This is a genomic window from Cupriavidus sp. H18C1 (genome assembly GCF_049311595.1).
GTDB classification, from domain to species: domain Bacteria; phylum Pseudomonadota; class Gammaproteobacteria; order Burkholderiales; family Burkholderiaceae; genus Cupriavidus; species Cupriavidus cauae.
This window is the reverse complement of the sequence record NZ_CP186008.1, coordinates 1,081,351-1,107,451: the sequence shown is the minus strand read 5'-3', so window position 1 is coordinate 1,107,451 and position 26,101 is coordinate 1,081,351. Positions and strand designations below refer to the sequence as shown.

Genomic DNA, 26,101 nt, shown 5'->3' with positions numbered 1-26,101 from the left:
TGCACCGGGGGCGCCGGACGCGCCGGGGTGCGCCAGTGCGCGCGCGCCTGTGCCCGTGCGCCCTGGCGCCTGTGTGCCGCGCCGCGAGGCTGTCCGCCTCCGTCTCCTCCACCGTTATCGTTGCAAGGGCCAGTTTGGAAAGCATTGAACACGTGATCCTGATCGGCGCCGTGGTGATGTCCCTCGGCATCGTCGTCGGCGCCTTCTCCTCGCGCGTCGGCGTGCCGTTCCTGCTGGTATTCCTGCTGGTCGGCATGCTGGCCGGTGTCGACGGCCCGGGCGGCATCCGCTTCTCCAATACCTGGCTCAGCTTTCTGGTCGGCAATCTGGCGCTGGCCGTGATCCTGCTCGATGGCGGGCTGCGCACCCAGTACGCGACCTTTCGCGTCGCGTTGCGGCCGTCGCTGGCGCTGGCGACGGTCGGCGTGCTGCTGACCACCGGGCTGGTGGGCCTGTTCGCGGCCTGGGTGCTGGAGATCGACTGGAAGCTCGGCCTGCTGCTGGGCGCCATCGTCGGCTCGACCGACGCGGCCGCGGTCTTCTCGCTGCTCAACAGCAGCGGCGTCCGGCTCAAGGAGCGGGTCGCCAGCGTGCTCGAGATCGAATCGGGCATCAACGATCCGATGGCGATCTTCCTGACACTGACGCTGATCGAGTGGATTCATGCGCCGGCAGGGCTGAGCGGTGGCGCGCTGCTGTGGCGGTTGCTGGTGCAGTTCGGCGTCGGCGGCGCGATGGGACTGGCGCTGGGCTATTGCCTGGCCAATGTGCTGGAGCGCATCCGGGTGGCCGAAGGCCTGCAGGCGATCCTGCTGTGTTCGGGCGGCGCCATGGTGTTCGCGATCGTGCAGACCGCCGGCGGCAGCGGCTTTCTGGCCGTGTATCTGACCGGCATGCTGATCGGCAACCGCGACCGCGCGGTCAGCCCGGACGCGATGCGGGCGATGGACGGCATGGCATGGCTGGCCCAGTCGGCGATGTTCCTGCTGCTGGGCCTGCTGGTGACGCCGCACCGGATCTGGGACGTGGCGGTGCCCGCGATGGCCGTGGCGCTGTTCCTGATGCTGGTGGCCCGCCCGGTCGCGGTCTGGATCTCGCTGCTGCCGTTCCGCTTCAATGCGCGCGAGAAGGGCTTCATTGCCTGGATGGGACTGCGCGGCGCGGTGCCGATCGTGCTGGCGCTGTTTCCGCTGCTGCAGGGCATGCCCGATGCCGGCCTGTTGTTCCGCATCGCCTTTGCCGTGGTGCTGGCCAGCCTGCTGCTGCAGGGGACCACGGTGCCGCTGGCTGCCCGGCTTGGCCGGGTGCTGCGGCCCGCGTATCCCGAGCCGCTGGCGCGCGAACGCCTGCACGGCACGCGGGCACCGGCGATGGACCTGATGCAGTTCGAGGTCGAGCCCGAGTCCGCGGTGACGGGCGTGCGCGCGGACCGGGTCGAATTGCCGCCGCGTTGCCGCCTGATGACGGTGGCCCGCGGCGAGGCGCTGCTGCCGCTCGAGCAGGCCGTTCTGCAGGCCGGCGATACGGCGTCGGTGCTGGGACCGGCCAGCAGCGTGCCGACGCTGGCCCGGCTGTTCCGCACGCCGGAGCGCGCACCGGCATGGCAGCAGGTGCCGCACGACTTCGTGCTGTCGGGCGACGCGCTGCTGCGCGATGTGGCCGGACTGTATGGCACGCGGGATCTGACGCCGGGCGAGTATCCGTCGACGCTGGAGGCCGCGATGCTGAACGCCTTCGCCACCCCCGCCGGTGGAGGGCGACACGGTGGAGATTGCGGGGCTGACCTTGACCGCGGTGCGCATGGAGGATGGCCGCATCGTGCAGGTGGGGTTGAGGTTGCCGCGGCAGGCTTAGCGCGGTGCATCAGCGCAGTCCATGAGCGCAGTGCATTAGCGCAGTCCATGAGTGCAGTCCATTGGCGCCGTGCATCAGCGCAGGGCGCCCATGCTGACCAGTTGCCGTACCGTCCAGCCGACAAGGGGCGGCAGCTTGCCGCGATAGAGGTTGAGCACGATCTTGTTGCCGGGAGACAGGGTCCTGCGTTGCACCTGCAGCCGGGACGGGTCCGCCTTGCCGGCATCGCGGGTGTCGCGGGTGTCGCGGGCCTCGCCTGGGTCGCGATGGGAGGCAGGCGTGCTCTCCATGCCGGGAATACGTATCGCCGAGACAACCCATTGCAGCGAATGGGCGAGGGCGTCCAGGGCGCGGTGCACGGCCTGCAAGTCCTCCCGGTATGGTGCGACAACGGCCTCCGGCAGATCGGCCATGTAGGCGAGCGGCTCGACGTACTCGCGGCGTATCTCGTCGATCAGCGGCAAGGCGCACACCGCCGCCTCGCGCAACGCCAGCGCTTTCCGGCGCGTGGCGTTGTTCGCCTCGAATTCGCCGTTGGCGTTCATCGCCGCGAGCCAGCGCGGCAATAGCGTGCCGGCCCGCTCCAGCACGTCGCAGACGGTCTCCAGCATGCCGGCCTTGGAGCGGCTGCCCTCCAGCGCGTCGCGTAGCGCCCGCTCGATGTCCCGCTTGGCATTGACCATCTGCGCCACCGATCGCCGGCGCAGCTGCTCGACTTCGGCGTCCAGATCGTTCTCCAGCGCGTTGGCGGTGGCGGCCAGTGTCTGCGAGGCATGCCGGTCGGCCTGCTCCCATTGCTGCCGGAAGCTGTGCGCGAGTGCATCGGAAGCGGGCGCGCCCGGACCGCCGGCGGTGTCGCCGATGCTGTCGGGATCCCGGTCGCCGGCGCGGCCCAGGCTGTCCGCTTCGGGGTCGTCCATGCCGTGATCGGCCATCCTGGCGCGATACGCGTCGCGCAGGCCGGACCATTTGCGCAGCGAGTCGTCCAGCCTGCGGGCGGTCGTGATCGCGAGCTGCTCCTCTTGCTGTCCGGTCGCTTGCTCGCGCCTGGCTTCCAGCCGCCGATTGTGCGCGTTCATCAGCCGGGCGGTGATCTGGATGCTGGCCAGGTCGAGCAGCGTGGCGGCCACCGCGCCGGACGGCACGCTGGCGGTCCAGTCCGCGAGCGCGGGATACAGGCCGCGCAACTCGTCCAGCCTGGCTTCGGCGAGCAGGATTTCGCGGCGCACATGGTCCATCACGCGGTGCCGTTCGCGCAGGTACGGCTTGATCGCGGGGGAAGATGACGCCGATCACATCCGGCGGCCCCAGCTCGCCGCTGCGGATACAGTCACGCAGCGCATGCACGCCGGCCTGCCAGCGTGTTTCCAGGGGGATCGCCGCATGGCTCGCGCGCTGGTGCTGCGCGTGCAGGTGGTCTTCCGCAAAGTCGTCGAGCAGCGCCGCGACGTTGTTGCAGATCTGCGCGATCGGCCAGCGTTCGCGGAAAAAGTGTGCGAACAGCTTGCGGGCGCCGGTCAGCATTGGCCGGTAGTTGAGTGCCACGGCTTTGCTTTCGCCCGCCTCGAGCGCGGCGGACAGCCACTGGAAGTCGCTGCTGTCGAGCTCGCCCCGTGTGGCTTCGTCAAGCGGATGCCGATCGCTGGCGCGCACCAGCCCGGCGATGGCGGCGGCGCGGTCGTGGCCGTGGCCGAGGTCATGCAGGTATTGCAGGTTGCGGGCGGCGAGAAACTGCCGCAGATAGGCCGGGTCCGACAGCTTCGCCTCGACGATGCGCAACAGTGCCGACTCGTCCATGCGTTCGCCGCGCGCGGTATGGCGATCGACTTGCTGGCGTACGGCCTGGCACAAGCCCTTGACGAGGTCGGCGCGGATCAGGTCGCGCTGCTTCAGCACCGCCAGGTCGCCGTCCAGCTGCGCGCGCGCCTGGGCGCGGCGCTGCATCAGCGAGCGCATGTGCGGCATGTCCTGGCTCAGCGGGCTCAATGCCAGCTCGCCATCGCAGCGGCGCAGCACGTCGTACAGTTCGCGCTCCTTCAGCTCGGCGAGCAGCCTGGTGCGCGAGGCCAGCAGCCCGGACAGCGTGTCGCCGCCAGCGTCGTCGGCGTCGCTGTCGTTGCCTGCGTTGCACGCAGCCGGCGCTGCGGTGCCGTGCCGGAGCGCTTCCCCGTCCGCGCTCCCGGCCGCGCGCGCCAGCCGCGACCGTTCCTGGGCGAGGCGGGCTTCGTTCTGCTTCAGGTCGCGCATCAGTTCCCCGTGCCGCAGTTCGGCCAGCAGTCCCGCTGCCGCGGCTTCCCGGTCGCAGGCCTTGCGTTCGCCGGGACTCATCGCCGGGTGCTGGATCGGTCCGCAGCGCAGGCGGCGATCGTATTCGCGCAGCCATCGATCGCAGCCCGCGGCGTTGTTCGGGCCGGCCAGTTCGGGGGGCGCAGCTGGCCAGCGCGGATTTCAGCATGGCCGGATCGCGGCGGCGCGCCCGCGCGGTCTGCGCCTGCAGCCCCAGCTTCAGCTGTTCGGCGACGTAGGCGCGGGTAGCCGGAAACGGACAAGGCGCGCCGGCGTCGGTGGTCTCGTTCAACCCCAGGCTGATGCCGTCGAGCATCGCGTACAGCGGCGTTGCCGACGACGAGGTGGCGGCCGGGGTCAGCAGTTCGGCATAGATCCGTTGATTGGCCCGATCCACGGACACGGCGCGGCGAAACAGCACGAATACCTGCTGCAGCGCCGCGTGCGACAGATAGGTGCCGCGCTCGATGCGGTCGGCGACCGTCAGGCCGGGCACGCGATCGCCAGGCAGCGCCAGGCTGGCGCGGCACAGGCGCTCGCGTACCGCGGCGCCACCGCGCCTTTCGACAGCCGCGATCAGTGCGCGCCATGAGGCCTGGTTGCGTGCCGTATCGGCACTGGTCTTGCCGATACGGAACAGGCGGTGGAGCCCGGCGCGCAGCGCCATCCCGAAGCTGCTGCCGAGCTCCAGCGTCCCGTCGGCGCCGCACTGCACCTGATAGGTACCGTGCCAGGCGGCGGGCGGCAGCGGCATGTCGAAGTCGATGTGGCTGGCGTTCACGATGTCTCCCCGGTAGTTGCATTGATGCAGGACCGCGTCCGCGGTGCCGTGGCATCAAGGTACGGGGGAGGCCGTGTCGCAGCATGCGCAAAGATTGTTAAAGCGGTCCGCGCGGAAATCTCCCTGTCAAAAAAGGAAACGGCCCGCTGCCCATGACAGGCAGCGGGCCGCGCTTGCGCCAGCCGGGCGGGATCGACGCGGTGGCGTCAGGCCGCGTCAGTCCACCTTCGCGCCCGACGCCTTGACGATCTGCGCGTACTTCTTCAGCTCGCGCTGCACCAGCGCGCCGAACTGCTCGGGCGTGGTCGGCGCGGGCTGGGCGCCGATGCGCGCCATGCGCGCTTTCATCTCGTCGGTCTTCAGGATCGCGACGATCTCGCGGTTGAGGCGGTCGACGATGTCGCGCGGCACGTTGGCCGGCGCGAACACGCCGAACCAGGTCGAGATGTCGAAGCTCTCCAGGCCCAGGCCCTTGCCCGCTTCGGCGATGGTCGGCAGCTCCGGCACGGCGCTGGCGCGCGCCGGCGTGGTCACCGCGAAGGCCTTGAGCTTGCCCGCCTTGATATTGGCGCTGGCCGAGGCCAGGTTGTCGAAGATCAGGTCGGTCTGGCCTGACAGCACCGACAACTGGGCCGGCGCGGCACCGTTGTAGGGGATATGGACCATGCTGACCTTGGCCAGGCTCTTGAACAGTTCGCCCGACAGATGGCCGGCGCTGCCGTTGCCGCCGGACGCGTAGTCCAGCTTGCCCGGGTTCTTGCGCGCGTATTCGACCAGGTCGCGCACCGATTCGATATGCAGCTCGGCGGCCTTGCCCGGATGCATCACCAGCACGTTGGGCACGTCGGCGACCAGCGTGATCGGCGTGAAGTCCTTGATCGGGTCGTACGGCATCTTCGCGAACAGCGTCGGGTTGATCGCGTGCGTCGCGACCGCGCCCATCACGATGGTGTAGCCGTCGGCCGGCTGGCGTGCCACGTAATCGGCGCCGAGGTTGCCGCCGGCGCCGGGACGGTTCTCGATGACGACCGGCTGGCCGAGCGAGTCCTTGAGCTTGTCGCCGATCGCGCGCGCGACGGTGTCGAGCGGGCCGCCGGCCGGATAGGGCACGACGAAGCGCACCGGCTTGCTCGGCCAGGCGGCGGCAGGCGGTTGGGCGGCCGCGGGGGCGGCGAACAGGGCGGCGCCGATGGACGCCACGAGGGCGGCCGCGCTCAGCGCATTGGCGGCGAAGGTCTTGAACATGGTAGCCAGTCAGCAGGTTGGGAATCGGTGGGCGCGGCGGGTCCGCCGGCGCCTCGTATCGGGGTTGGTGATCTTGGTTGTCTTCATGGTCCCGGGCTCCGCATGGCGGGCGCGGCGGGACTCAGCCGCGGATACCCAGCCCGCGCGCCATCATCACCGCGCACAACGGCAGCAGGATCAGCAGATGCGCCTCGACCATGACCCAGCGGCGCGCCGCCTTCAGTTCGGCGTCGGACGGCACGAAGCCGGCCTGGCCGGCGGCCTGCGCACGCCAGCGGCGGAAGCGGAAGGTCGGCGGCAGCGAGCACAGCGCGATCAGCACGAACACCGTCATCTTGGCGTGGAACCACGGGTTGGGCAGATAGAACTCGACGCCCTTGGCGCCATAGAACAGCCGCAGCAGGCCGGTGGCCAGCGCCGCCATCGCGGAGCCGAAGTACAGCAGATCGTAGATGCCGACCCGGCGCACCGCCGCCGGTGTGATGCCGGGCCGCAGCACCACGGCCTCGGCGACCAGGAAGGTGATCAGCGCGAAGATGGACAGGAAGTGGAGAAAAGCGAGCAAGGCATCGATCTGCATGGGTACTCCGGCTCGGTTCAGGGTGGGGAAGGGGGTTGGGGGAATCGGCTCGGGCGACGGCCGGCCCCTTGGCCGCCGCCTCGTCATGCATCGCAAGAACCGTCGTGCAACTCGTCATTCGATACGGCATCGAAGCGGCATCGAACCGCCTTTCAAATCGTCATTCGAAGCGGCATCAGCTCGTCACAGCACACCCTTGGCCCGCAGCTCGGCGATGCGCTCCGGCGTGTAACCGAGCATCTCGCCCAGCACCGCGTCGGTGTGCTCGCCCAGCAGCGGCGGGTGGCGCACCGCCTGCGGCGGCGTGGCGCTCATCTTGATCGGGCTGCCGACCAGCTTGACCTCGCCGGCGCTCGGGTGCGGCAGGTCCACGCGCAGCCCGCGCGCCTTGACCTGGGCGTCCTCGAACACATCGTCCAGCGTATTGATCGGTCCGCACGGCACGCCGGCCGCCTCCAGCGCGGCGATCCACTGCGCGCGCGTGCGCGGCTTGACCATCTCGGCCAGGATCGGCACCAGCGTGTCGCGGTTGGCCACGCGCTGCGGATTGGTGGCGAAGCGCGGATCGGCCGACAGCTCGGGCCGGCCGCCGGCCTCGACGAACTTGCGGAACTGCCCGTCGTTGCCGACCGCGACGATGATCCAGCCGTCGGCCGCCTGGAAGGTCTGGTACGGCACGATGTTCGGGTGCGCGTTGCCCCAGCGCTTCGGCGCGACGCCGCTGGCCAGGTAGTTGGTGTTCATGTTGGCCAGCATGGCGACCTGCACGTCGAGCAGCGCCATGTCGATGTACTGGCCCTCGCCGGTGCGGTCGCGGTGCGCCAGCGCGGCCAGCACGGCGATGGTCGCGTACTGGCCGGTCATCAGGTCGGAGATCGCCACGCCCGCCTTCTGCGGGCCGCCGCCGGGCAGGTCGTCGCGCTCCCCGGTCAGGCTCATGAAGCCGCCCATGCCCTGGATGATGAAGTCGTAGCCGGGGCGGGCGGCGTAGGGGCCGGTCTGGCCGAAGCCGGTCACCGAGCAGTAGATCAGGTCCGGCTTGACCGCCTTCAGCGATTCGTAGTCGAGCCCGTACTTCTTCAACTGCCCGACCTTGTAGTTCTCCAGCACCACGTCGCTCTGCGCGGCCAGTTCGCGTACCAGCTGCTGGCCCTCCGGCGTGCTGATGTCGCAGGTCACCGAGCGCTTGTTGCGGTTGGCGGCGAGGTAGTAGGCCGCCTCTGCGGTGTCGCGGCCCGACTCGTCCTGCAGCCAGGGCGGGCCCCAGGTCCGGGTGTCGTCGCCGGCGCCGGGCCGTTCGATCTTGATCACGTCGGCGCCGAAGTCGGCAAGGTTCTGGGCGCACCAGGGCCCGGCGAGCACGCGGGTCAGGTCGAGAACGCGGAGGTGGCTTAAAGCTCCCATGGGATATCAGGCGGTATCGGTGAGGCGGCTGGACGGCGAATCGGGCAGGGCGGGGAGGTCGGCCGGCAAAAGCAGACGGCACAGGCGCGCAGGCGCGCGGGCCGCCCCGGCCCGGACAGCCAGCACTGTACCACCGGCGGGTCGCCGGACGCACATCCGCGGACTTCGGCGGCGGTGTCGCGTCCATGCCGCGCATGCCGCCCGGGCGGGCCCCGCGACCGCCGCTCCAGCCTGCCGTTGCGGCGGCGTTCCCCCGTATAATCAACGGTTTGCAAATCCAATCCGACTGCGCCCTGCGATGTCCATGCGGGGACGCCTTGCCCCCAAACATGAAAGTCTCCGACATCCGCAGCAAGTTCCTGCAGTTCTTCGAATCGAAGGGCCATACCGTGGTCCGCTCGTCGAGCCTCGTGCCGGCCAACGATCCGACGCTGTTGTTCACCAACTCCGGCATGGTGCAGTTCAAGGACGTCTTCCTCGGCACCGACAAGCGGCCCTACTCGCGCGCGACCTCGTCGCAGCGTTCGGTGCGCGCCGGCGGCAAGCACAACGACCTGGAAAACGTCGGCTATACCGCGCGCCACCATACCTTCTTCGAGATGCTGGGCAACTTCTCGTTCGGCGACTACTTCAAGCGCGAGGCGATCCAGTACGCGTGGGAATTGCTGACCAAGGTCTACAACCTGCCGGCCGAGAAGCTGTGGGTCACGGTCTATGCCGAGGACGACGAGGCCTATGACATCTGGGCCAGGGAAGTCGGCGTGCCGGTCGAGCGCATCGTGCGGATCGGCGACAACAAGGGCGCGCGCTATGCGTCCGACAACTTCTGGCAGATGGCCGACACCGGCCCCTGCGGCCCGTGCTCGGAAATCTTCTACGACCACGGTCCGGACGTGTGGGGCGGCCCGCCGGGATCGGCCGAAGAGGACGGCGACCGCTACATCGAGATCTGGAACCTGGTGTTCATGCAGTTCAACCGGGACGAGCAGGGCAACATGACGCTGCTGCCCAAGCCCTGCGTCGACACCGGCATGGGCCTGGAGCGCATCGCCGCGGTGCTGCAGCACGTGCACAGCAACTACGAGATCGACCTGTTCCAGGCGCTGATCCGCGCCGCCGCGCGCGAGACGGGCGTCGACGATCTGGCCAACAACTCGCTGAAGGTCATCGCCGACCATATCCGCGCCTGCTCCTTCCTGATCGTCGACGGCGTGATTCCGGGCAACGAGGGCCGCGGCTACGTGCTGCGCCGGATCGTGCGCCGGGCGATCCGCCACGGCTACAAGCTGGGCCGCAAGACGCCGTTCTTCCACAAGATGGTGGCCGACCTGGTCGCGCAGATGGGCGAGGCCTATCCGGAGCTGGCCGAGGCAGAGCCGCGCGTGGTCGAGGTGCTGAAGGCCGAGGAAGAGCGCTTCTTCGAAACCATCGAGAACGGCATGAGCATTCTTGATGCGGCGCTGGCCGACCTGAAGGCCAAGGGCGGCAACATGCTGGACGGCGAACTGGCGTTCAAGCTGCACGACACCTACGGCTTCCCGCTGGACCTGACGCAGGACGTCTGCCGCGAGCAGCAGGTGTCGGTCGACGAGGCCGCCTTCGACGCCGCGATGACGCGCCAGCGCGAGCAGGCCCGCGCCGCCGGCAAGTTCAAGATGGCCGCCGGCCTCGAATACACCGGCGCCAAGACGACCTTCCACGGCTACGAGAAGCTGGCGCTGGACCATGCCAAGGTGGTCGCGCTGTATGTCGACGGCGCCTCGGTCGATGTCATGCAGCCGGGCCAGACCGGCGTGGTGGTGCTCGACCACACGCCGTTCTACGCCGAGTCGGGCGGCCAGGCGGGCGACCAGGGCGAGCTGAAGGCCGGCGCGGCGGTGTTCGCGGTGGCCGATACGACCAAGGTCCAGGCCGATGTGTTCGGCCATCAGGGCACGCTCGCCGGCGCCGCGCTGAAGGTCGGCGACACCGTGACGGCCGAGGTCGACGCGGTGCGCCGCGCGCGCACGATGCGCAACCACTCGGCCACCCACCTGATGCACAAGGCGCTGCGCGAAGTGCTGGGCAGCCACGTACAGCAGAAGGGCTCGCTGGTTGACGCAGACAAGACCCGCTTCGACTTCTCGCACAACGCGCCGCTGACCGCGGCGCAGATCCGCGAGGTCGAGGAGATCGTCAACGCCGAGATCCTGCGCAACGAGGCCACCGGCGCCGAGCTGATGCCGTTCGACGATGCCGTCAAGAGCGGCGCGATGGCGCTGTTCGGCGAGAAGTACGCTGACGAGGTGCGCGTGCTGTCGATCGGCAGCTCGAAGGAACTGTGCGGCGGCACCCACGTGGCCCGCACCGGCGATATCGGCCTGTTCAAAATCGTGGTGGAAGGCGGCGTCGCGGCCGGCATCCGTCGCGTCGAGGCGATCACCGGCGACAACGCGCTGCATTATCTGCAGTCGCTCGACGTGCGCCTGAACGAGGCCGCGGCCGCGCTGAAGGCGCAGCCGAGCGAACTGGTGCCGCGCATCGGCCAGATGCAGGACCAGGTCCGCGCGCTGGAGAAGGAGCTGGAGCGCCTGAAGAGCAAGCTGGCCGCGTCGCAGGGCGACGAGCTGGCCAGCCAGGCGATCGAGGTCAAGGGCCTGAAGGTGCTGGCGGCCCAGCTGGAAGGCGCCGACGTCAAGACGCTGCGCGAGACGATGGACAAGCTCAAGGACAAGCTCAAGAGCGCGGCCATCGTGCTCGGCGCGGTGCAGGACGGCAAGGTCAGTCTGATTGCCGGCGTCACCGCCGATGCGATCGGCAAGGTCAAGGCCGGCGAGCTGGTCAACTTCGTCGCCCAGCAGGTCGGCGGCAAGGGCGGCGGCCGCCCGGACATGGCCCAGGCCGGCGGCACCGACCCGGCGAAGCTGCCGGCGGCGCTGGCAGGTGTGGGCGAGTGGGTGGCGGCGAAGGTTTGAGGGTTCGCCGACGGGCCCGGCGCGCGCACCGCGCTGCCGGGCTTTCCCTCTGCTGCCTGTAGCAGAGGGGGGAAAACACCTCCACCGTGGCGCTACGTTCCGCCCGCGCTGACGGGCACTAGCTCCGGCCCCCCGCCGTCCTCGCATACGGCGTCCTGTCGTTCAATTCATCCAGATACGCATCGATCCCCGCGCGCTCGCGCGCGAGGAAGCGCTCGACCGCGTCGGCGAAGGCCGGGTGCGCGAGCCAGTGGGCCGAGCGCGTGGCGACCGGCAGGAAGCCGCGCGCCATCTTGTGTTCGCCCTGCGCGCCGCCTTCGAAGGTGCGGATCCCGTGTTCGATGCAGAAGGCCAGCGGCTGGTAGTACGCGGTCTCGAAATGCAGGCAGGGATGATGCTCGAGCGCGCCCCAATAGCGTCCATACAGCGTGCTGACCGCGGGATCGTCGTCATAGACCAGCAGCGACGCGGCGATGTCGCGCCCCTCGCGCCGCGCGATCACCAGCAGCAGATGCTCGGGCATCGCCGCGCCGATGCGCTCGAAGAAATCCAGATTCAGATACGGCGTCGAACGGTGTTCGCGATAGGTCTGCCGATAGCAGCGATGGAACAGCCTCCAGTCGTCGGGACCGATTTCCGTGCCGCGCAGATGGCGGAACGCGATGCCGGCCTCGGCGACGCGGCGCCGTTCGGCGCGGATGTTCTTGCGCTTCTTCTGCGACAGCGTGGCGAGAAACGCCTCGAAATCCGGGTAGCCGGGATTGGTCCAGTGGAACTGCACGCCGTGGCGCATCATCATGCCGGCTTGCTGCATCAGCGCGGCCTCGGCATCGTCGGGGAACAGCACGTGCAGTGAGGACAGCTGGCTCTGCTCGGCCAGCGTCAGCGCGACCTGCAGCAACAGCTCGCGCGAGACCGCGTTCTCGGCCAGCAGGCGCGTGCCCTGCACCGGCGTGAAGGGAATCGCCGACAGCCACTTCGGGTAGTACTCCAGGCCGTTCTGCGCATAGGCATCGGCCCAGGCCCAGTCGAACACATACTCGCCGTACGAGTGCGCCTTCGCGTAGAGCGGCATCGCGGCGGCCAGGCGCTCGCCATGGGCTACGTCCTCGGCGTCCCGCCACAAGGTCAGATAGCGCGGGCTCCAGCCGGTGTCGTCGCTGGCGCTGCCGCTCGCATGCAGCGCATGCAGGAAGGCATGGCGCAGGAAGGGGGTGCGGCCGGGCTGCCGCGCCAGCAGGCCGTCCCACTCGGCCGGCGCGATGTCGGCCAGGTTCTCGACGATACGCGTGCGATAATTCTCGGGTCGCTCCGCCTGCATGGCGGCGCTGCCTGCGTGGGATGGCATGGACTTGCTTGCTTTCACGGTGTGCCTTGCCGAGGTCCGCGGGACCGGCGGCTGGAAAGTAGATGCGGGTGGGTGCGGGGCGGATGCCGACGTCGCATTATCGCCCGTGGCCGCGAATTGCATCTGTCCGGCCTGTCCGGCGCCATGCCGGCCCTGCGCACAACAAGGGTGTTCGAGATGAGCCGATTCTTCAATCTGTATTCCCATGGCTTCGTGCGCGTGGCGGTCGGCGTGCCGCGCTGCAAGGTCGCCGATCCCGACTTCAACGCGCAGCAGACCATCGCGCTGGCCCGCGAGGCGGCCGACGGCGGCGCCGCGCTGGTGGCCTTTCCCGAACTGGGTTTGTCGGCCTACAGCTGCGACGACCTGTTCCACCAGAAGACCCTGCTCGACGCCTGCGAGCGGGCGCTCGGCGAGATCGTCGAGGCCTCGCGTACGCTGCCGTGCGCGCTGGTGGTCGGCATGCCGCTGCGCGTCCAGCATCTGCTGTTCAACTGCGCGGTCGTGGTCGCCGGCGGGCAGCTGCGCGGCGTGGTACCCAAGAGCTTTCTGCCGAACTACTGGGAGTTCTACGAGGCGCGCCAGTTCAGCGCGGCCGACTGCGCCACGGTCGAGCAGATCGACCTGCTCGGGCAGAGCGTGCCGTTCGGCGCCGGGCTGCTGTTCGAGATCGAGAACATCCCGCTGCTGCGTTTCCATGTCGAGATCTGCGAGGACGTCTGGGTACCGATCCCCCCCGTCGTCGTTCGCCGCGCTCGCCGGCGCCACGGTGCTGGTCAATCTGTCGGCATCGAATATCGTGATCGGCAAGTCCGGCTACCGCCACCAGCTGGTGTCGCAGCAATCGGCGCGCTGCCTGGCGGCCTATCTGTACAGCTCGGCCGGCAAGGGCGAATCGACCACCGACCTGGCCTGGGACGGCCAGGCGCTGGTCTACGAGAACGGCGAACTGCTGGCCGAATCGGAGCGCTTCGCCGACGACTCGCACATGATCTTCGCCGACGTCGATCTGGAGCGGCTCTCGCGCGAGCGCATGCACATGACCACGTTCGGCGACTCGGTGCGCCGCCATGCCGGCGAGGTGGCGAAGTTCCGCACGGTCGGCTTCGTGCTGGGCGTCGACGAGGACCGCGACCTGCCGCTGCAACGCCGCGTCGAGCGCTTCCCCTATGTGCCGGCCGACCGCAGGCGGCGCGACGAGCGTTGCAACGAGGTCTACCAGATCCAGGTGCAGGCGCTGGTGCAGCGGCTGTCGGCCACCGGCATCTCGAAGGTGGTGATCGGCGTGTCCGGCGGTCTCGATTCGACGCATGCGCTGCTGGTCTGCGCCAAGGCGATGGACCGGCTGGGCCTGCCGCGCGCCAATATCCTTGGCTTCACGATGCCTGGCTTTGCCACCAGCGACCGCACGCTGCAGCAGGCCAGGCGGCTGATGGAAGTGGTCGGCTGCACCGCGCGGGAGATCGACATCCGGCCGAGCTGCCTGGCGATGCTCAAGGACCTGGGCCACCCGTTCGCCGACGGCAAGCCGGTCTATGACGTGACCTTCGAGAACGTGCAGGCCGGCGAGCGCACCAACCACCTGTTCCGGCTGGCCAACCACCACAACGGCATCGTGATCGGCACCGGCGACCTCAGCGAGCTGGCGCTGGGCTGGTGCACCTATGGCGTCGGCGACCACATGTCGCATTACAACGTCAATGCCAGCGTGCCGAAGACGCTGATCTCGCATCTGGTGCGCTGGGTCGCGGAAACGGGCCAGATCGGTGCGGGCGGCACCGAGGTGCTGCTCGACGTGCTGGGCACCGATATCAGCCCCGAACTGGTGCCGGGCGACTCGAACGACAAGCCCGGCCAGAAGACCGAGAGCGTGATCGGGCCCTACGAGCTGCAGGATTTCAATCTGTACTACACGCTGCGCTTCGGCTTCACGCCGTCGAAGGTGGCCTACCTGGCGCTGCATGCCTGGGGCGACCGCGAGGCGGGGCAGTGGCCCGAGGAGGCCCATGTCGCGCGCAACCAGTACGAGCTGGCCGACATCAAGCGCAACCTGCGCATCTTCCTGGACCGCTTCTTCCGCACCAGCCAGTTCAAGCGCTCGTGCGTACCTAACGCGCCGAAGGTGGGCTCGGGCGGTTCGCTGTCGCCGCGCGGCGACTGGCGCGCGCCCAGCGACAGCGAATCGACCGCGTGGCTGGCCGAACTGGACAGCATTCCGGACAGCGCGCCCGCGCGCAACGGCGTCGGCAACAGCAGCAACGGCAGCAACGGCAGCAACGGCAACCGCAACGGCAAGGCGGCCGCGAAGAACGCCAATCGACACGACAAGGGGTGATCCCCAGCCCGCTTTGGCGCGCCATCGCGCCGCGCGGGCTAGAATCTTGCATCAACCAATCACGACAGAAAGGGGGCCGACATGAAGCAAATTACCGCCATCATCAAACCGTTCAAGCTGGACGAAGTGCGTGAGGCGCTGGCCGACGTGGGCGTGACCGGCCTGACGGTCACCGAAGTCAAGGGCTTCGGCCGGCAGAAGGGGCACACCGAGCTGTATCGCGGCGCCGAGTATGTGGTCGACTTCCTGCCGAAGATCAAGATCGAGGTGGTCGTGGCCGAGAGCCAGCTCGATACCGTGCTGGACGCGATCGTCAAGGCGGCCCATACCGGCAAGATCGGAGACGGCAAGATCTTCGTCACGGAGATCGAACGCGTAATCCGGATCCGGACCGGCGAGCAGGACGAAGCGGCGGTGTAAGTCCGGAAGACGCGCTGCCTCGATGGGCTTCTCCCTCTCCCGCTGGCGGGAAGGGTGGGAAGAGAGGTCCGGCAGAGAGGTCCGGCAGAGAGGTCCGGAAGACGGTAGCGGGTCAGCGTTCGATCAGGCGCGCCAGTCGGCCATCACGCATACGGCTGGCGCAGCAGCACCATCAAGGCCCCCCGAGCCGCCCTCGGCGCCACGCGCCTCCACGAAGGCCAGCACTTCCTCCTTCTGCACCAGCCAGCTGCGCACCTTGCCCTTGAGCACCGGTTGCTTGTCGGGCGAGCCGTTGCCCTTGCCGTGGATCACGCGCACGCAGCGCACGCCGCGCCGCACGCAGCGGCGCAGGAATTCGGCCAGCGCCTCGCGGGCCTCGTCGCGGCGCAGTCCATGCAGATCGATCCGGTCCTGCGGCACCCATTCGCCGCGCCGCAGCTTGCGAATCACGTCGTGGCCGATGCCGGGGCGGCGGAACGACAGCGTGTCGTCGGTCTCCAGCAGGTTTTCCACATCGAACTGATCCGACAGCGAGGCCGCCAGTACCGCCTGGTCGTCGAGCTGGCTTTGCACCGGCACCGGTTCTGGCCGCCTGGCCGGCGGCGTCACGCGGTTGCGATCGCGCAATGTCTGGACATTGCCGATGCTGTTGCGGAACACGTTGGCCTCGGCGGCCGCCTGGCGCGCGGCTTCCTCGGCGGCGAGGCGCTCGGCCTCGCGGCGCTCGGCATCGGCCTTCATCTGGTCGCGCAGGCGTGCCAGATCGTCAAGGCCAAGGCGGGTACGGGCGGGAATGGGGGAAGAACCGGCAGGGCGGCCGGATTTGCTGGCACCGTGCTTCATGATGGGAAAAGCGGCACCGCCGCGGGGCGGCGGGCAAGACCGTGAAAACGGCAAGGTAACACGATCCGGCGCCGCGGGTGGCTCGCCTGGCGGCGAGCCGGAACGACCTTACTTCAGCGCTTCGACGTAGCGCTGCGCGTCGAGCGCGGCCATGCAGCCGGTGCCGGCGCTGGTGATGGCCTGGCGATAGACGTGGTCCTGCACGTCGCCGGCGGCGAACACGCCCGGGATGTTGGTGGCCGTGGCGTCGCCCGACAGGCCGCTCTTGGTCACGATATAGCCGTTGTTCATCTCGAGCTGGCCGACGAACAGGTCGGTGTTCGGCTTGTGGCCGATCGCGACGAACACGCCCGCGAGCTTGCGGTCCTCGGTGGCGCCGCTCTGCACATTGCGGATGCGCACGCCGGTCACGCCCGACTCGTCGCCCAGCACCTCGTCCAGCACGGTGTTCCAGACGATCTCGACGCGGCCTTCCTTCTCGCGCGCCAGCAGGCGGTCGACCAGGATCGGCTCGGCGCGGAACTTGTCCCGGCGATGGATCACGGTGACCTTGCTGGCGATATGGGACAGGTACAGGGCCTCCTCGACCGCGGTATTGCCACCACCGATCACCGCCACTTCCTGGTTCTTGTAGAAGAAGCCGTCGCAGGTCGCGCAGGCCGACACGCCGCGGCCCATGAAATTCTCTTCGGAAGGCAGGCCCAGGTACTGCGCCGAGGCGCCGGTGGCGATGATCAGCGCGTCGCAGGTGTACTCGCCGGCGTCGCCGATCAGGCGGATCGGACGCTCGGTCAGCTTGGCCGTATGGATGTGGTCGAACACGATTTCCGTGTTGAAGCGCTCGGCATGCTCCAGAAAGCGCTGCATCAGCTCGGGGCCCTGCACGCCGTTCGGATCGGCGGGCCAGTTCTCCACGTCGGTGGTCGTCATCAGCTGGCCGCCCTGGGCCAGGCCGGTGATCAGCACCGGTTCCAGGTTGGCGCGCGCCGCGTAGACGGCGGCGGTGTAGCCGGCGGGACCGGAACCGAGAATCAGCACTTTCGCGTGTTTGGCCATGATGCGTTCCTGTGGCCGGCGTGCGCGGCGCGCCGGCATGGGTAATCGAAAACCCGCATTATAAGTGGACCGGCGTTGGCGCATTGTTGCAAATTCCAATGGCGGCGATAGCCTGCGGGGGAGGTAAAATGCCGCCACCGCAATTCCGTACGGCGCCGTGCCGCGCCGCGATCCGTACCCACGCATGGCCAGAACCACCACGACCACCCGCACCGATCCCTCCGTCCTGCCTTCCCGCATCGGCAAGCTGTTGGGAGAAGTGCGCTGGTTCCTGCTGCTGGCCGCGACGCTGGCCTTCCTGTGCATCCTGGCCAGCTACAGCAAGGCCGATCCGGGCTGGTCGCACGCCAATCAGGTGGCGCAGATCCATAACCTGGGCGGCCGCGTCGGCGCCTGGATGGCCGACGTGCTGTTCTTCATCTTCGGCTTTTCCGCCTACTGGCTCGGCGTGCTGCTGGTGCGCCGCTGCTGGCGCGGCTGGCGCATGCTGACCGCCGAGTTCCCCGACCAGGTCGGCGAGGCGCGCCAGGGCGTGGTGGTCAGCTGGATCGGCTTCGGCCTGACGCTGGCCGCCAGCATGGGCCTCGAAGCGGTCCGCATGTATCCGCTGCGCGAGGCGCTGCCGCGCGCGCCGGGCGGCGTGCTGGGCGACCTGCTGGGCGGCTGGCTGCAGACCGCGCTGGGCTTCACCGGCGCCACGTTGCTGCTGCTGCTGATGCTGGCGATCGGCCTGTCGCTGTTCTTCCATTTCTCGTGGCTGTCCGTCTGCGAGAAGGTCGGCGGCTTCGTCGAGACCGCCTTCCTCGGCTTCAAGGCGCGCCGCGAAAGCAAGCAGGACCGCATCATCGGCGAGGCCGCCAAGGTCGAGCGCACCGAGACCGTCGAGGTCCAGCGCGTGCGCATCGAAGAGGCGGCGCCGGTGCAGATCGTGCGCCCGCAGGCGGTGCCCAAGCACGAGCGGGTCGAGCGCGAGAAGCAGCAGCCGCTGTTCGCCGACCTGCAGGATGCCGACCTGCCGCCGCTGTCGTTGCTGGACCCGGTGCCGGTGTCGCAGGAGACCGTCAGCGCCGAGACGCTGGAATTCACCTCCCGCCTGATCGAGAAGAAGCTCAAGGACTTCGGCGTCGAGGTCAAGGTCGTGGCCGCCTATCCGGGCCCGGTGATCACCCGCTACGAGATCGAGCCGGCCACCGGCGTCAAGGGCAGCCAGATCGTCAACCTGGCCAAGGACCTGGCGCGCTCGCTGTCGCTGGTGTCGATCCGCGTGGTCGAGACCATCCCGGGCAAGAACTACATGGGCCTGGAGCTGCCGAATCCGAAGCGCCAGGCGGTGCGCCTGGGCGAGATCCTCGGCTCGCAGGTCTACAACGAGAGCGCCTCGCAGCTGACGCTGGCGCTCGGCAAGGACATCGCCGGCAAGCCGGTGGTCGCCGACCTGGCGCGCATGCCGCACTGCCTGGTCGCCGGTACCACGGGCTCGGGCAAGTCGGTCGGCATCAACGCGATGATCCTGTCGCTGCTGTACAAGGCCAAGGCCGACAGCGTCCGGCTGATCCTGATCGACCCGAAGATGCTCGAGATGAGCATCTACGAGGGCATCCCCCATCTGCTGTGTCCGGTGGTCACCGACATGCGCCAGGCCGGCAATGCGCTGAACTGGGCGGTCGGCGAAATGGAGCGCCGCTACAAGCTGATGAGCAAGATGGGCGTGCGCAATCTGGCCGGCTACAACAAGAAGATCGACGAGGCCGCGGCGCGCGAGGAAAAGATTCCCAATCCGTTCAGCCTGACGCCGGATGCGCCCGAGCCGCTCGAGAAGCTGCCGACGATCGTGATCGTGATCGACGAGTTGGCCGACCTGATGATGGTGGTCGGCAAGAAGGTCGAGGAGTTGATCGCGCGGATCGCGCAGAAGGCGCGCGCGGCCGGCATCCATCTGGTACTGGCGACGCAGCGCCCCTCGGTCGACGTGATCACCGGCCTGATCAAGGCCAACGTGCCGACCCGGATTTCGTTCCAGGTCAGCAGCAAGATCGACTCGCGCACGATCCTGGACCAGCAGGGCGCCGAGGCGCTGCTCGGCATGGGCGACATGCTGTATCTCGCGCCGGGCACCGGCCTGCCGGTGCGCGTGCACGGCGCCTTCGTCTCGGACGACGAGGTGCACCGCGTGGTCGACAAGCTGAAGGAAGCCGGCGAGCCGAACTACATCGAGGGCATTCTCGAGGGCGGCCTGGTCGACGGCGAGATCGGTGTCGATGGCATGGGCGGCGGTGCCGGCATCGGCGGTGGCGGCGAGGCCGACCCGCTGTACGACCAGGCGGTCGAAGTCGTGCTGAAGAATCGCCGCGCGTCGATCTCGCTGGTGCAGCGCCATCTGCGCATCGGCTACAACCGTGCCGCGCGGCTGCTCGAGGACATGGAGAAGGCCGGTCTGGTCTCGGCGATGTCCGGCAACGGCAATCGCGACATCCTGGCGCCCGGCGGCGGGGCCGCGCGCGAGGAGTAGCAGCAGCAGCGCGCCGGCCGGCGAGTAATATGCCGTTACGCGTGTCACGCTTGCTGACGGCCGCGGACGGAATCCACCGCCGGTCCCTCGCTCTAACCAACACACCATGCGGACAGGCCACGGCGCACGCGACGCTTTCGCGCCCGTGAGCCGTGCGCCCCTGAGCCGTCCCGAATCAACGCGAATCTTCGCGAACCAACGCGAATCACCAACACAAGGATCGATTGCATGCCTAATCGCGTACTGGCGTCCGCCCTTGCCGCCGTCGGCACCGCCGCCACCCTGGCATGGGCCGCGCTGGCCCCGGCCACCGCGCAAGCCGCCGCCACCGATCAGCTGAAGACCTTCGTCACCACCGTCAAGAGCGCCCGCGGCGAATTCACGCAGCGCCAGGTCAAGGGCGCCGGCGAGGCGATGCGCGTCACCGGCACCTCGAGCGGCACCTTCGTCTTCTCCCGCCCCGGCAAGTTCGCGTGGCGCTATACCAAGCCCTACGAGCAACTGCTGCAGGCCGACGGCCAGACGCTCTACATCTACGACAAGGACCTGAACCAGGTCACCGAGCGCAAGCTCGACGCCGCGCTGGGCTCGAGCCCGGCGGCGATCCTGTTCGGCAGCAACGACCTGGAGAAGAGCTTCGTCGTCAAGGACGGCCCGACCCGCGACGGCATCGAATGGCTGGAGCTGACGCCCAAGGCCAAGGACACCCAGTTCGAGAGGATCGGCATCGGCTTCAAGGCCGGCAATCTCGAAGCGATGGAACTGCGCGACGCCTTCGGCAACACCACGCTGCTGACCTTCTCGGCGATGCAGAAGAATCCGTCGCTGCCCGCCGACACCTTCCGCTTCAGCGTCCCCAAGGGCGCCGACGTGATCCGCCAATGAGGCCCGCCACCTTGCGTCGCGCGGCGCTGGTGCCGGCGCTGGCCGCGCTGCTGACGCTGGGCGCCTGCGCCGGCGGCAAGCCCGCGGCCGCCAGCCGGCAGTTCGATATCGACGCCTTTCTGCGCGCCCCCCGACACCACGCTGGCAGAGGTGCTGACCAACCCGGATTTCCTCGCCGCCACGGCCGCCTCGGCGCGCGACTGCGCGACCATGCTGCAATCCGAGCGCAGCGGGGTGCTGGAGGAGTTGCCGGGCGCGGCGCGCGGCGACGCGTGGTTGCTGCGTCCGACCGGACAACCCGGCCGGGTCTGGCTGGTCACACAGCGGCGCGGCGGCGAACGTGGCTGCCACGGGCCGCTGCCGGCCGATGCCATCGGCGCGCTGGTGTCGCGCGCCAGCGGCTGAGCCGTGGCCACACGGGGGCGGACCATTCCGGACTGGTGATATTCCCGCCCGTGAACGGCGCTGTCGCGGCCGTTCCACGCGGGGACCGACATTGACGCCGAAAACGGGAATCATTATTGTTTGCGCTCGCCCGCCGGCATTCGGCCAGCGGCGCAACCGCAAAGCCCGGAGGAGTCCATGTACGTGTTTCGTCGTCTGCTGCCCGCGGCGGCAGCTCTCACCATGGCGGCCAGCGCCGCGTCGATTCCCCTTGCCGCGATGGCGCAGGGCTCCCAGGAAAAGGTGCTGAACCTCTACACGGCCCGGCACTACCAGACCGACGAGGCGCTGTACAGCAACTTCACCAAACAGACCGGCATCAAGATCAATCGCATCGAGGGGCAGGAAGATCCGCTGCTCGAGCGGATCAAGAGCGAGGGCGCCAACAGCCCCGCCGATGTCTTCATCACCGTCGATATCGGCCGCCTGTGGCGCGCCCAGCAGGCCGGCGTGTTCGCGCCGGTCAAGTCGAAGGTGCTCGAATCGCGCATCCCCGCCAACTTTCGCGATCCCAACGGCGAATGGTTCGGCTTCTCGGCGCGCGCCCGCGTGATCGCCTACAACAAGGACACCGTCAAGCCGGGCGACATCAAGACCTACGAGGACCTGGCCGACCCGAAGTGGAAGGGCAAGCTGTGCACGCGCTCCAGCGGCCACGTCTACAACCTGTCGCTGATCTCCAGCCTGATCGCGCATGACGGCGAAGCGAAGACCGAGCGCTGGGCGCAGGGCGTGGTGGCCAACCTGGCGCGCACGCCCAAGGGCGGCGACACTGACCAGCTCAAGGCCGTGGCTGCCGGCGAATGCGATCTGGCGATCTCGAACACCTACTACATCGCGCGCCTGCTGAAGTCGACCAAGCCCGAGGACAAGGCGGTGGCCGACAAGCTCGGCGTGGTCTGGCCGAACCAGGACAGCCAGGGCGTGCACATGAACATCTCGGGCGGCGGCATGCTCAAGCATGCGCCGAACAAGGAGTCGGCGGTCAAGTTCCTCGAGTACCTCGCCAGCGACGAGGCCCAGGCCTACTTCGCCAACGGCAACAACGAATGGCCGGTGGTGCCGAGCGTCAAGGTGGGCAACCCGGCGCTGGAAGCGCTGGGCAGCTTCAAGGCCGACCGGATCAATGTGGCCGAGCTAGGCAAGTATCAGCCGGTCGCGCAGAAGCTGGCGGACAAGGTCGGCTTCAAGTAAGCGCCGGCGGCAGGGCGCGGCCGGCGCCGGTCTTCACGACGGATCGCCGCCGGCCGCGTCGTCGCTCGCGTGGCCAAGCTTGGGCGTGGCGGTGGTGGCGGTGGTAGCGGTGGTGCGGGCGGTCTCCGCGAACTCCGCCTTGCCGTCCGGCCCCTCGACGCGGCGGAACGTCAGCCGCGTGCTGCTCGACAGGGCTCGCCTGGCCATGCGGCGCTGCAGTTCCCGCCGCGCCAGGTTCATCTGGCCCACCGTACCGCTGCCGTACGGCTCCTGATTCAGCGCGGCAAACGTCGCCAGCGTGGCGCGCAGCGCCGCCAGCGCGGCCTGCGCATCCTTCTTCAGCAACGCATCGAGCGCCTGCCGCGCGCGCACCTGGGCCTGCAACAGCGCATCGCCGGGATTCGACTTGGCGCGTACCGCGTCCTGCGGCAATTGCACGGTGCCGGCCAGCCGGCGCAGCCCTGCACGGACAAGGCCACCGTCCATCGACGCTTCCTGCATGACCCAGACCGCATCGTGGCGCAGCCACGGCTCGGAATCGGACAGCCTGCGCAGCAGCGCCGACTGCAGTCCCGGCACGTCGAAGCGGCCGGTGCGGCGGATCGCATTGACGGCGATGCGGCGCAGCTGCGGGTGGTCATCGTCGAACAGTTCCTGCACCACGCGCTCGGCGATGCCTTCCTTGACCACCAGTTCGGCGAGCTCGGTGGCGAAGCCGATTTCCTGCACCGCGGTCAGCTTGTTCTGGCTGGCCAGGCGCGACATCTTGAAGACCAGCATCCGGTAACGAATTTGCATACGACTCCCGCCCTTCGTGTTCGAGGAAAGCGGGCCGCCTGCGCGGCCCAGCTTGGCATTCACGGGATATCGGCGGAAATGGCGGCGGTCTTTAATTCGGCATCGAGAGGAGGTCAGCCCACCTGCACCCCATGCAGGTACGCTACCCACGGACCGCGCCCAACGGACTGCGTTCCGGTCGCTCAGCCCTGCGCGCTGCGGCGGATCTGGCGCGACAGCACGATCACCGGAATCAGCCCGACCAGCACGATTACCAGCGAGGCGGTGGCGGCCTCGGCCAGCCGCTCGTCGGCGGCCAGGTTGTAGGCCTGCACGGCCAGCGTGTCGAAATTGAAGGGACGCATCACGAAGGTCGCCGGCAATTCCTTCATCACGTCGACGAAGACGATCAGCGCCGCCGTCAGCAGGCTGCCGCGCAGCATCGGCAGATGCACGCGGCGCAGCGTCGCCGCCGGCCCGTGGCCGAGGCTGCGGGCCGCGGTGTCCATGCTGGGCGTGATCTTGGCCAGCCCGGCATTGACGGTCTGCAGCGCGACGCCGAGAAAGCGCACCAGATAGGCGTAGACCAGCGCGGCGATGCCCCCGGTCAGCAGCAGTCCCGGCGACACGCCGGTCAGCTGCTGGACCCAGCCGGCGATCGCGTTGTCGAGCCGCGCGACCGGCACCAGCACGCCCACCGCGATCACCGAGCCCGGCAGCGCATAGCCCATGCCGCAGAGCCGCAGCAGCGCCCGCATCGGCCAGCCGCGGCCGAGCCGCCCGGCATAGCCGATCGCCAGCGCGATCAGCACCGCGGCGAGCGCGGTGACGCTGGCCAGCACGAAGCTGTTGCGCACCAGCCCGACAAAGCGCGGGCCGAACTGCGCGTCGCCGTCGGTGAACGCCATCTCGAACAGCATCAGCGCCGGCACCAGGAAGCCCAGCAACACCGGCAGCGCGCACGCCGCCAGCGCGGCCAGGCCACGCCAGCCCGTCAGCCGATAGGCCGGCAGCCGGCGCTGGCCGCCATGCACGCGCGCGCGGCCGCGCGAGATGCGCTCGGCCACCAGGATCGCGATCACGAAGGCCAGCATGCAGGCCGACAGCTGCGCGGCGGCGCTTTTGTCGCCGAGCGAGAACCAGGCGCGGTAGATCCCCGTCGAGAAGGTCGGGATCGCGAAATAGGCGACGGTGCCGAAGTCCGCCAGCGTCTCCATCAAAGCCAGCGCGGTGCCGGCCGCGATGCCGGGGCGCGCCAGCGGCAGCATCACGCGCAGCACGCTGCGCCAGGGGCCATGGCCGAGTAGGCGGGCCGCCTCCAGCGTGTTCAGCGTCTGCTGCAGGAAGGCGGCGCGCGCGGTCAGGTAGACGTAGGGATAGAGCACCAGCGAGAACAGCACGATGGCGCCGCCCAGCGTCCGCACATCCGGAAACCAGTAGTCGCGCGCACCCCAGCCGGTCAGCGCGCGCAGCCAGGTCTGCACCGGGCCGGCGAACTGCAGCGCGTCGGTATAGGCGTAGGCGATCACGTATGCGGGCATCGCCAGCGGCAGCACCAGCGCCCATTCCATCAGGCCGCGGCCCGGGAAGCGATAGGTGCAGACCAGCCACGCGGTCGGCACGCCCAGCAGCAGCACGCCGACGGTGACGCCGGTCAGCAGCCACAGCGTGTTGGCGATGTATTCGCCCAGCACCGTGTCGGCCAGGTGATGCCAGGTCTCGGTGCTGGGCGTCAGCAGGCTGGCCGCCACCACCAGGATGGGCACCGCGATCAGCAGGGCCACCAGGCCGGCCGCGAAGGACAGCGGATGAATCGCGGTCAGCCGCCGTCCGCGCCGTGCCGCACCGGCATGGTCGCTATCGGGCAATCGGGCGGGATGGAGCAGGGACATGCGGGCGATCGGCTGGGAGGGGTGCCGCAGGCGGCACGGCTGGGGCATTCTATCAACCGCCGGTCTGGCGTTGCTGATACTTATAATGATTCGCATGTCCGCCTTCGATCTCGATACCGACGCCGCCGCGGTCACGCCCGCAGCGACTCCGCCGGCCACTCCCGCGTCCGCCACGTCGCCGCGGGCCGACGCCACGCCTTGCCGGGCCCGCGGGATCCGCCGGAGCCGCCGCGGCGAGCCTGCCGGCCGATCTCGTGCTGGAGGTCGAGCACATCCGCCACGGCTTCGACAGCCAGATCGTCATCGAGGACCTGTCGTTCTCGCTGGCGCGCGGCAGCATCGGCTGCCTGCTCGGCCCCAGCGGATGCGGCAAGACCACCGTGCTGCGCGCCATCGCAGGCTTCGAGCCGCTGCGTGGCGGACGGATCGTGCTGGACGGGCAACTGGTTTCCGCACCGGGCGTGGCGGTGCCGCCGGAGCGCCGGCGCGTCGGCATGGTGTTCCAGGACTACGCGCTGTTTCCGCATCTGAGCGTGGCAGACAACATCGCCTTTGGATTGCATCGGGAAAGCCGGCAGGCGAGGCGCGAGCGCGTCGCCGAAGTGCTGGAGCTGGTCGGCCTGGCCGGCGCCGGCGCGCGCTTCCCGCACGAGTTGTCCGGCGGCCAGCAGCAGCGCGTGGCGCTGGCGCGCGCGCTGGCACCGCGTCCCGAACTGCTGCTGCTCGACGAGCCGTTTTCCAATCTCGACGTGGACCTGCGCGAGCGCCTGAGCCTGGAGGTGCGTGCGATCCTGAAGGCCCAGGGCGCGACGGCGATCCTGGTCACGCACGACCAGCTCGAGGCGTTCGCGATGGCCGACGAGATCGGCGTGATGCATGCCGGCGCGATCGAGCAGTGGGGCACGGCGCACCAGCTCTATCACAAGCCCGCCACGCGCTTTGTCGGCGATTTCATCGGGCAGGGCGTGCTGATGCCCGCCCGCGTGACCGCGCCGGGGCAGGTCGATTGCGAGCTCGGGACCCTGCATAGCCGCGACGGCCTGGCCGTCGCACCCGGGGTGGCCGAGGTCGATGTGCTGATCCGCCCGGACGACATCCTGCACGACGATGCCAGCGCCCTGCGCGCGCAGATCCTGCACAAGGCGTTCCGCGGCGCCGAGATTCTCTACACGCTGCGCCTGGCCAGCGGCGGCAGGGTGCTGTCGCTGGCGCCGTCGCACCACGACCACGGCGTCGGCGACTGGATCGGCATCCGCGTCGAGGTCGATGACGTGGTGGCGTTTCCGCGCTAGCG

At 69.0% G+C, this 26,101-nt stretch carries 17 protein-coding genes and 3 pseudogenes; 11 read left to right on the top strand and 9 right to left on the bottom strand.

Annotated features, from left to right (window positions below; translation table 11 throughout):
* Window positions 1-134 precede the first annotated feature (134 nt).
* A pseudogene (locus OJJOAM_RS05240) lies at window positions 135-1,854 on the top strand (potassium/proton antiporter).
* 74 nt (window positions 1,855-1,928) lie between these two features.
* On the opposite strand, the gene OJJOAM_RS05235 reads toward OJJOAM_RS05240, so the two are convergent.
* Window positions 1,929-3,092: a hypothetical protein gene (locus tag OJJOAM_RS05235; RefSeq protein ID WP_422649098.1), complete on the bottom strand. Its 1,164-nt coding sequence runs from the start codon at window positions 3,090-3,092 to the stop codon at window positions 1,929-1,931.
* 28 nt (window positions 3,093-3,120) lie between these two features.
* Between OJJOAM_RS05235 and OJJOAM_RS05230 the strand changes: the two genes are divergently transcribed.
* A complete protein-coding gene (locus tag OJJOAM_RS05230; RefSeq protein WP_422649097.1) occupies window positions 3,121-4,389 on the top strand; it encodes a hypothetical protein in 1,269 nt (422 codons plus the stop codon).
* Window positions 4,390-4,519: 130 nt separating this feature from the next.
* Window positions 4,520-4,732: a hypothetical protein gene (locus tag OJJOAM_RS05225; RefSeq protein ID WP_422649096.1), complete on the top strand. Its 213-nt coding sequence runs from the start codon at window positions 4,520-4,522 to the stop codon at window positions 4,730-4,732.
* A 405-nt stretch (window positions 4,733-5,137) separates the two neighbouring features.
* On the opposite strand, the gene OJJOAM_RS05220 is transcribed toward OJJOAM_RS05225, so the two are convergent.
* The 3 genes from OJJOAM_RS05220 to OJJOAM_RS05210 all read right to left on the bottom strand — a co-directional run bounded on the left by OJJOAM_RS05220 (window position 5,138) and on the right by OJJOAM_RS05210 (window position 8,150).
* Window positions 5,138-6,166 (bottom strand): Bug family tripartite tricarboxylate transporter substrate binding protein, encoded by a 1,029-nt coding sequence (locus OJJOAM_RS05220; RefSeq protein WP_422649095.1) that lies wholly within the window; start codon window positions 6,164-6,166, stop codon window positions 5,138-5,140.
* A gap of 121 nt (window positions 6,167-6,287) precedes the next feature.
* Window positions 6,288-6,746, bottom strand: a complete 459-nt coding sequence (locus OJJOAM_RS05215; RefSeq protein ID WP_149317838.1) for a DUF2214 family protein — start codon at window positions 6,744-6,746, stop codon at window positions 6,288-6,290.
* 183 nt (window positions 6,747-6,929) lie between these two features.
* A complete protein-coding gene (locus tag OJJOAM_RS05210) occupies window positions 6,930-8,150 on the bottom strand; it encodes a CaiB/BaiF CoA transferase family protein (protein ID WP_422649094.1) in 1,221 nt (406 codons plus the stop codon).
* 329 nt (window positions 8,151-8,479) lie between these two features.
* On the opposite strand from OJJOAM_RS05210, the gene alaS reads away from it, so the two are divergent.
* Window positions 8,480-11,104: an alanine--tRNA ligase gene (alaS, locus tag OJJOAM_RS05205; protein ID WP_422649093.1), complete on the top strand. Its 2,625-nt coding sequence runs from the start codon at window positions 8,480-8,482 to the stop codon at window positions 11,102-11,104.
* Between the two features lie 118 nt (window positions 11,105-11,222).
* Here alaS and OJJOAM_RS05200 read toward each other — a convergent pair whose 3' ends face one another.
* A complete protein-coding gene (locus tag OJJOAM_RS05200) occupies window positions 11,223-12,425 on the bottom strand; it encodes a GNAT family N-acetyltransferase (protein ID WP_422649499.1) in 1,203 nt (400 codons plus the stop codon).
* 204 nt (window positions 12,426-12,629) lie between these two features.
* On the opposite strand from OJJOAM_RS05200, the pseudogene OJJOAM_RS05195 reads away from it, so the two are divergent.
* Window positions 12,630-14,787, top strand: a pseudogene (locus OJJOAM_RS05195) (NAD(+) synthase).
* 81 nt (window positions 14,788-14,868) lie between these two features.
* Window positions 14,869-15,207, top strand: coding sequence for a P-II family nitrogen regulator (gene glnK / locus OJJOAM_RS05190; protein WP_006578394.1), 339 nt, complete (start codon window positions 14,869-14,871; stop codon window positions 15,205-15,207).
* Window positions 15,208-15,350: 143 nt separating this feature from the next.
* Here glnK and OJJOAM_RS05185 read toward each other — a convergent pair.
* Both OJJOAM_RS05185 and trxB read right to left on the bottom strand, forming a co-directional pair.
* Window positions 15,351-16,050 (bottom strand): annotated as a pseudogene (locus tag OJJOAM_RS05185) (Smr/MutS family protein).
* A gap of 108 nt (window positions 16,051-16,158) precedes the next feature.
* On the bottom strand, window positions 16,159-17,106 hold the full coding sequence (gene trxB, locus OJJOAM_RS05180; RefSeq protein ID WP_149317842.1) for a thioredoxin-disulfide reductase: 948 nt from the start codon (window positions 17,104-17,106) through the stop codon (window positions 16,159-16,161).
* Between the two features lie 184 nt (window positions 17,107-17,290).
* Between trxB and OJJOAM_RS05175 the strand changes: the two genes are divergently transcribed.
* The 4 genes from OJJOAM_RS05175 (at window position 17,291) to OJJOAM_RS05160 (ending at window position 22,138) form a co-directional block, all read left to right on the top strand.
* Window positions 17,291-19,615 carry a DNA translocase FtsK gene (locus OJJOAM_RS05175; RefSeq protein ID WP_422649092.1) on the top strand — a complete coding sequence of 775 codons (2,325 nt, stop codon included), beginning with the start codon at window positions 17,291-17,293 and terminating at the stop codon, window positions 19,613-19,615.
* Between the two features lie 228 nt (window positions 19,616-19,843).
* Entirely contained in the window at window positions 19,844-20,500 is a 657-nt protein-coding gene (gene lolA / locus OJJOAM_RS05170; RefSeq protein WP_422649091.1) for an outer membrane lipoprotein chaperone LolA, read from the top strand.
* Window positions 20,501-20,650: 150 nt separating this feature from the next.
* On the top strand, window positions 20,651-20,905 hold the full coding sequence (locus OJJOAM_RS05165; protein ID WP_422649090.1) for a hypothetical protein: 255 nt from the start codon (window positions 20,651-20,653) through the stop codon (window positions 20,903-20,905).
* 177 nt (window positions 20,906-21,082) lie between these two features.
* Window positions 21,083-22,138 (top strand): Fe(3+) ABC transporter substrate-binding protein, encoded by a 1,056-nt coding sequence (locus OJJOAM_RS05160; RefSeq protein WP_422649089.1) that lies wholly within the window; start codon window positions 21,083-21,085, stop codon window positions 22,136-22,138.
* A 33-nt stretch (window positions 22,139-22,171) separates the two neighbouring features.
* Here the strand turns inward: OJJOAM_RS05160 and OJJOAM_RS05155 are convergent, their stop codons facing one another.
* Both OJJOAM_RS05155 and OJJOAM_RS05150 read right to left on the bottom strand, forming a co-directional pair.
* Window positions 22,172-22,936, bottom strand: a complete 765-nt coding sequence (locus tag OJJOAM_RS05155) for a hypothetical protein (RefSeq protein WP_422649088.1) — start codon at window positions 22,934-22,936, stop codon at window positions 22,172-22,174.
* 182 nt (window positions 22,937-23,118) lie between these two features.
* A complete protein-coding gene (locus OJJOAM_RS05150; protein ID WP_422649087.1) occupies window positions 23,119-24,807 on the bottom strand; it encodes an ABC transporter permease in 1,689 nt (562 codons plus the stop codon).
* 254 nt (window positions 24,808-25,061) lie between these two features.
* Between OJJOAM_RS05150 and OJJOAM_RS05145 the strand changes: the two genes are divergently transcribed.
* Window positions 25,062-26,099 (top strand): ABC transporter ATP-binding protein, encoded by a 1,038-nt coding sequence (locus tag OJJOAM_RS05145; protein ID WP_422649086.1) that lies wholly within the window; start codon window positions 25,062-25,064, stop codon window positions 26,097-26,099.
* The last annotated feature ends 2 nt before the right edge of the window (window positions 26,100-26,101 follow it).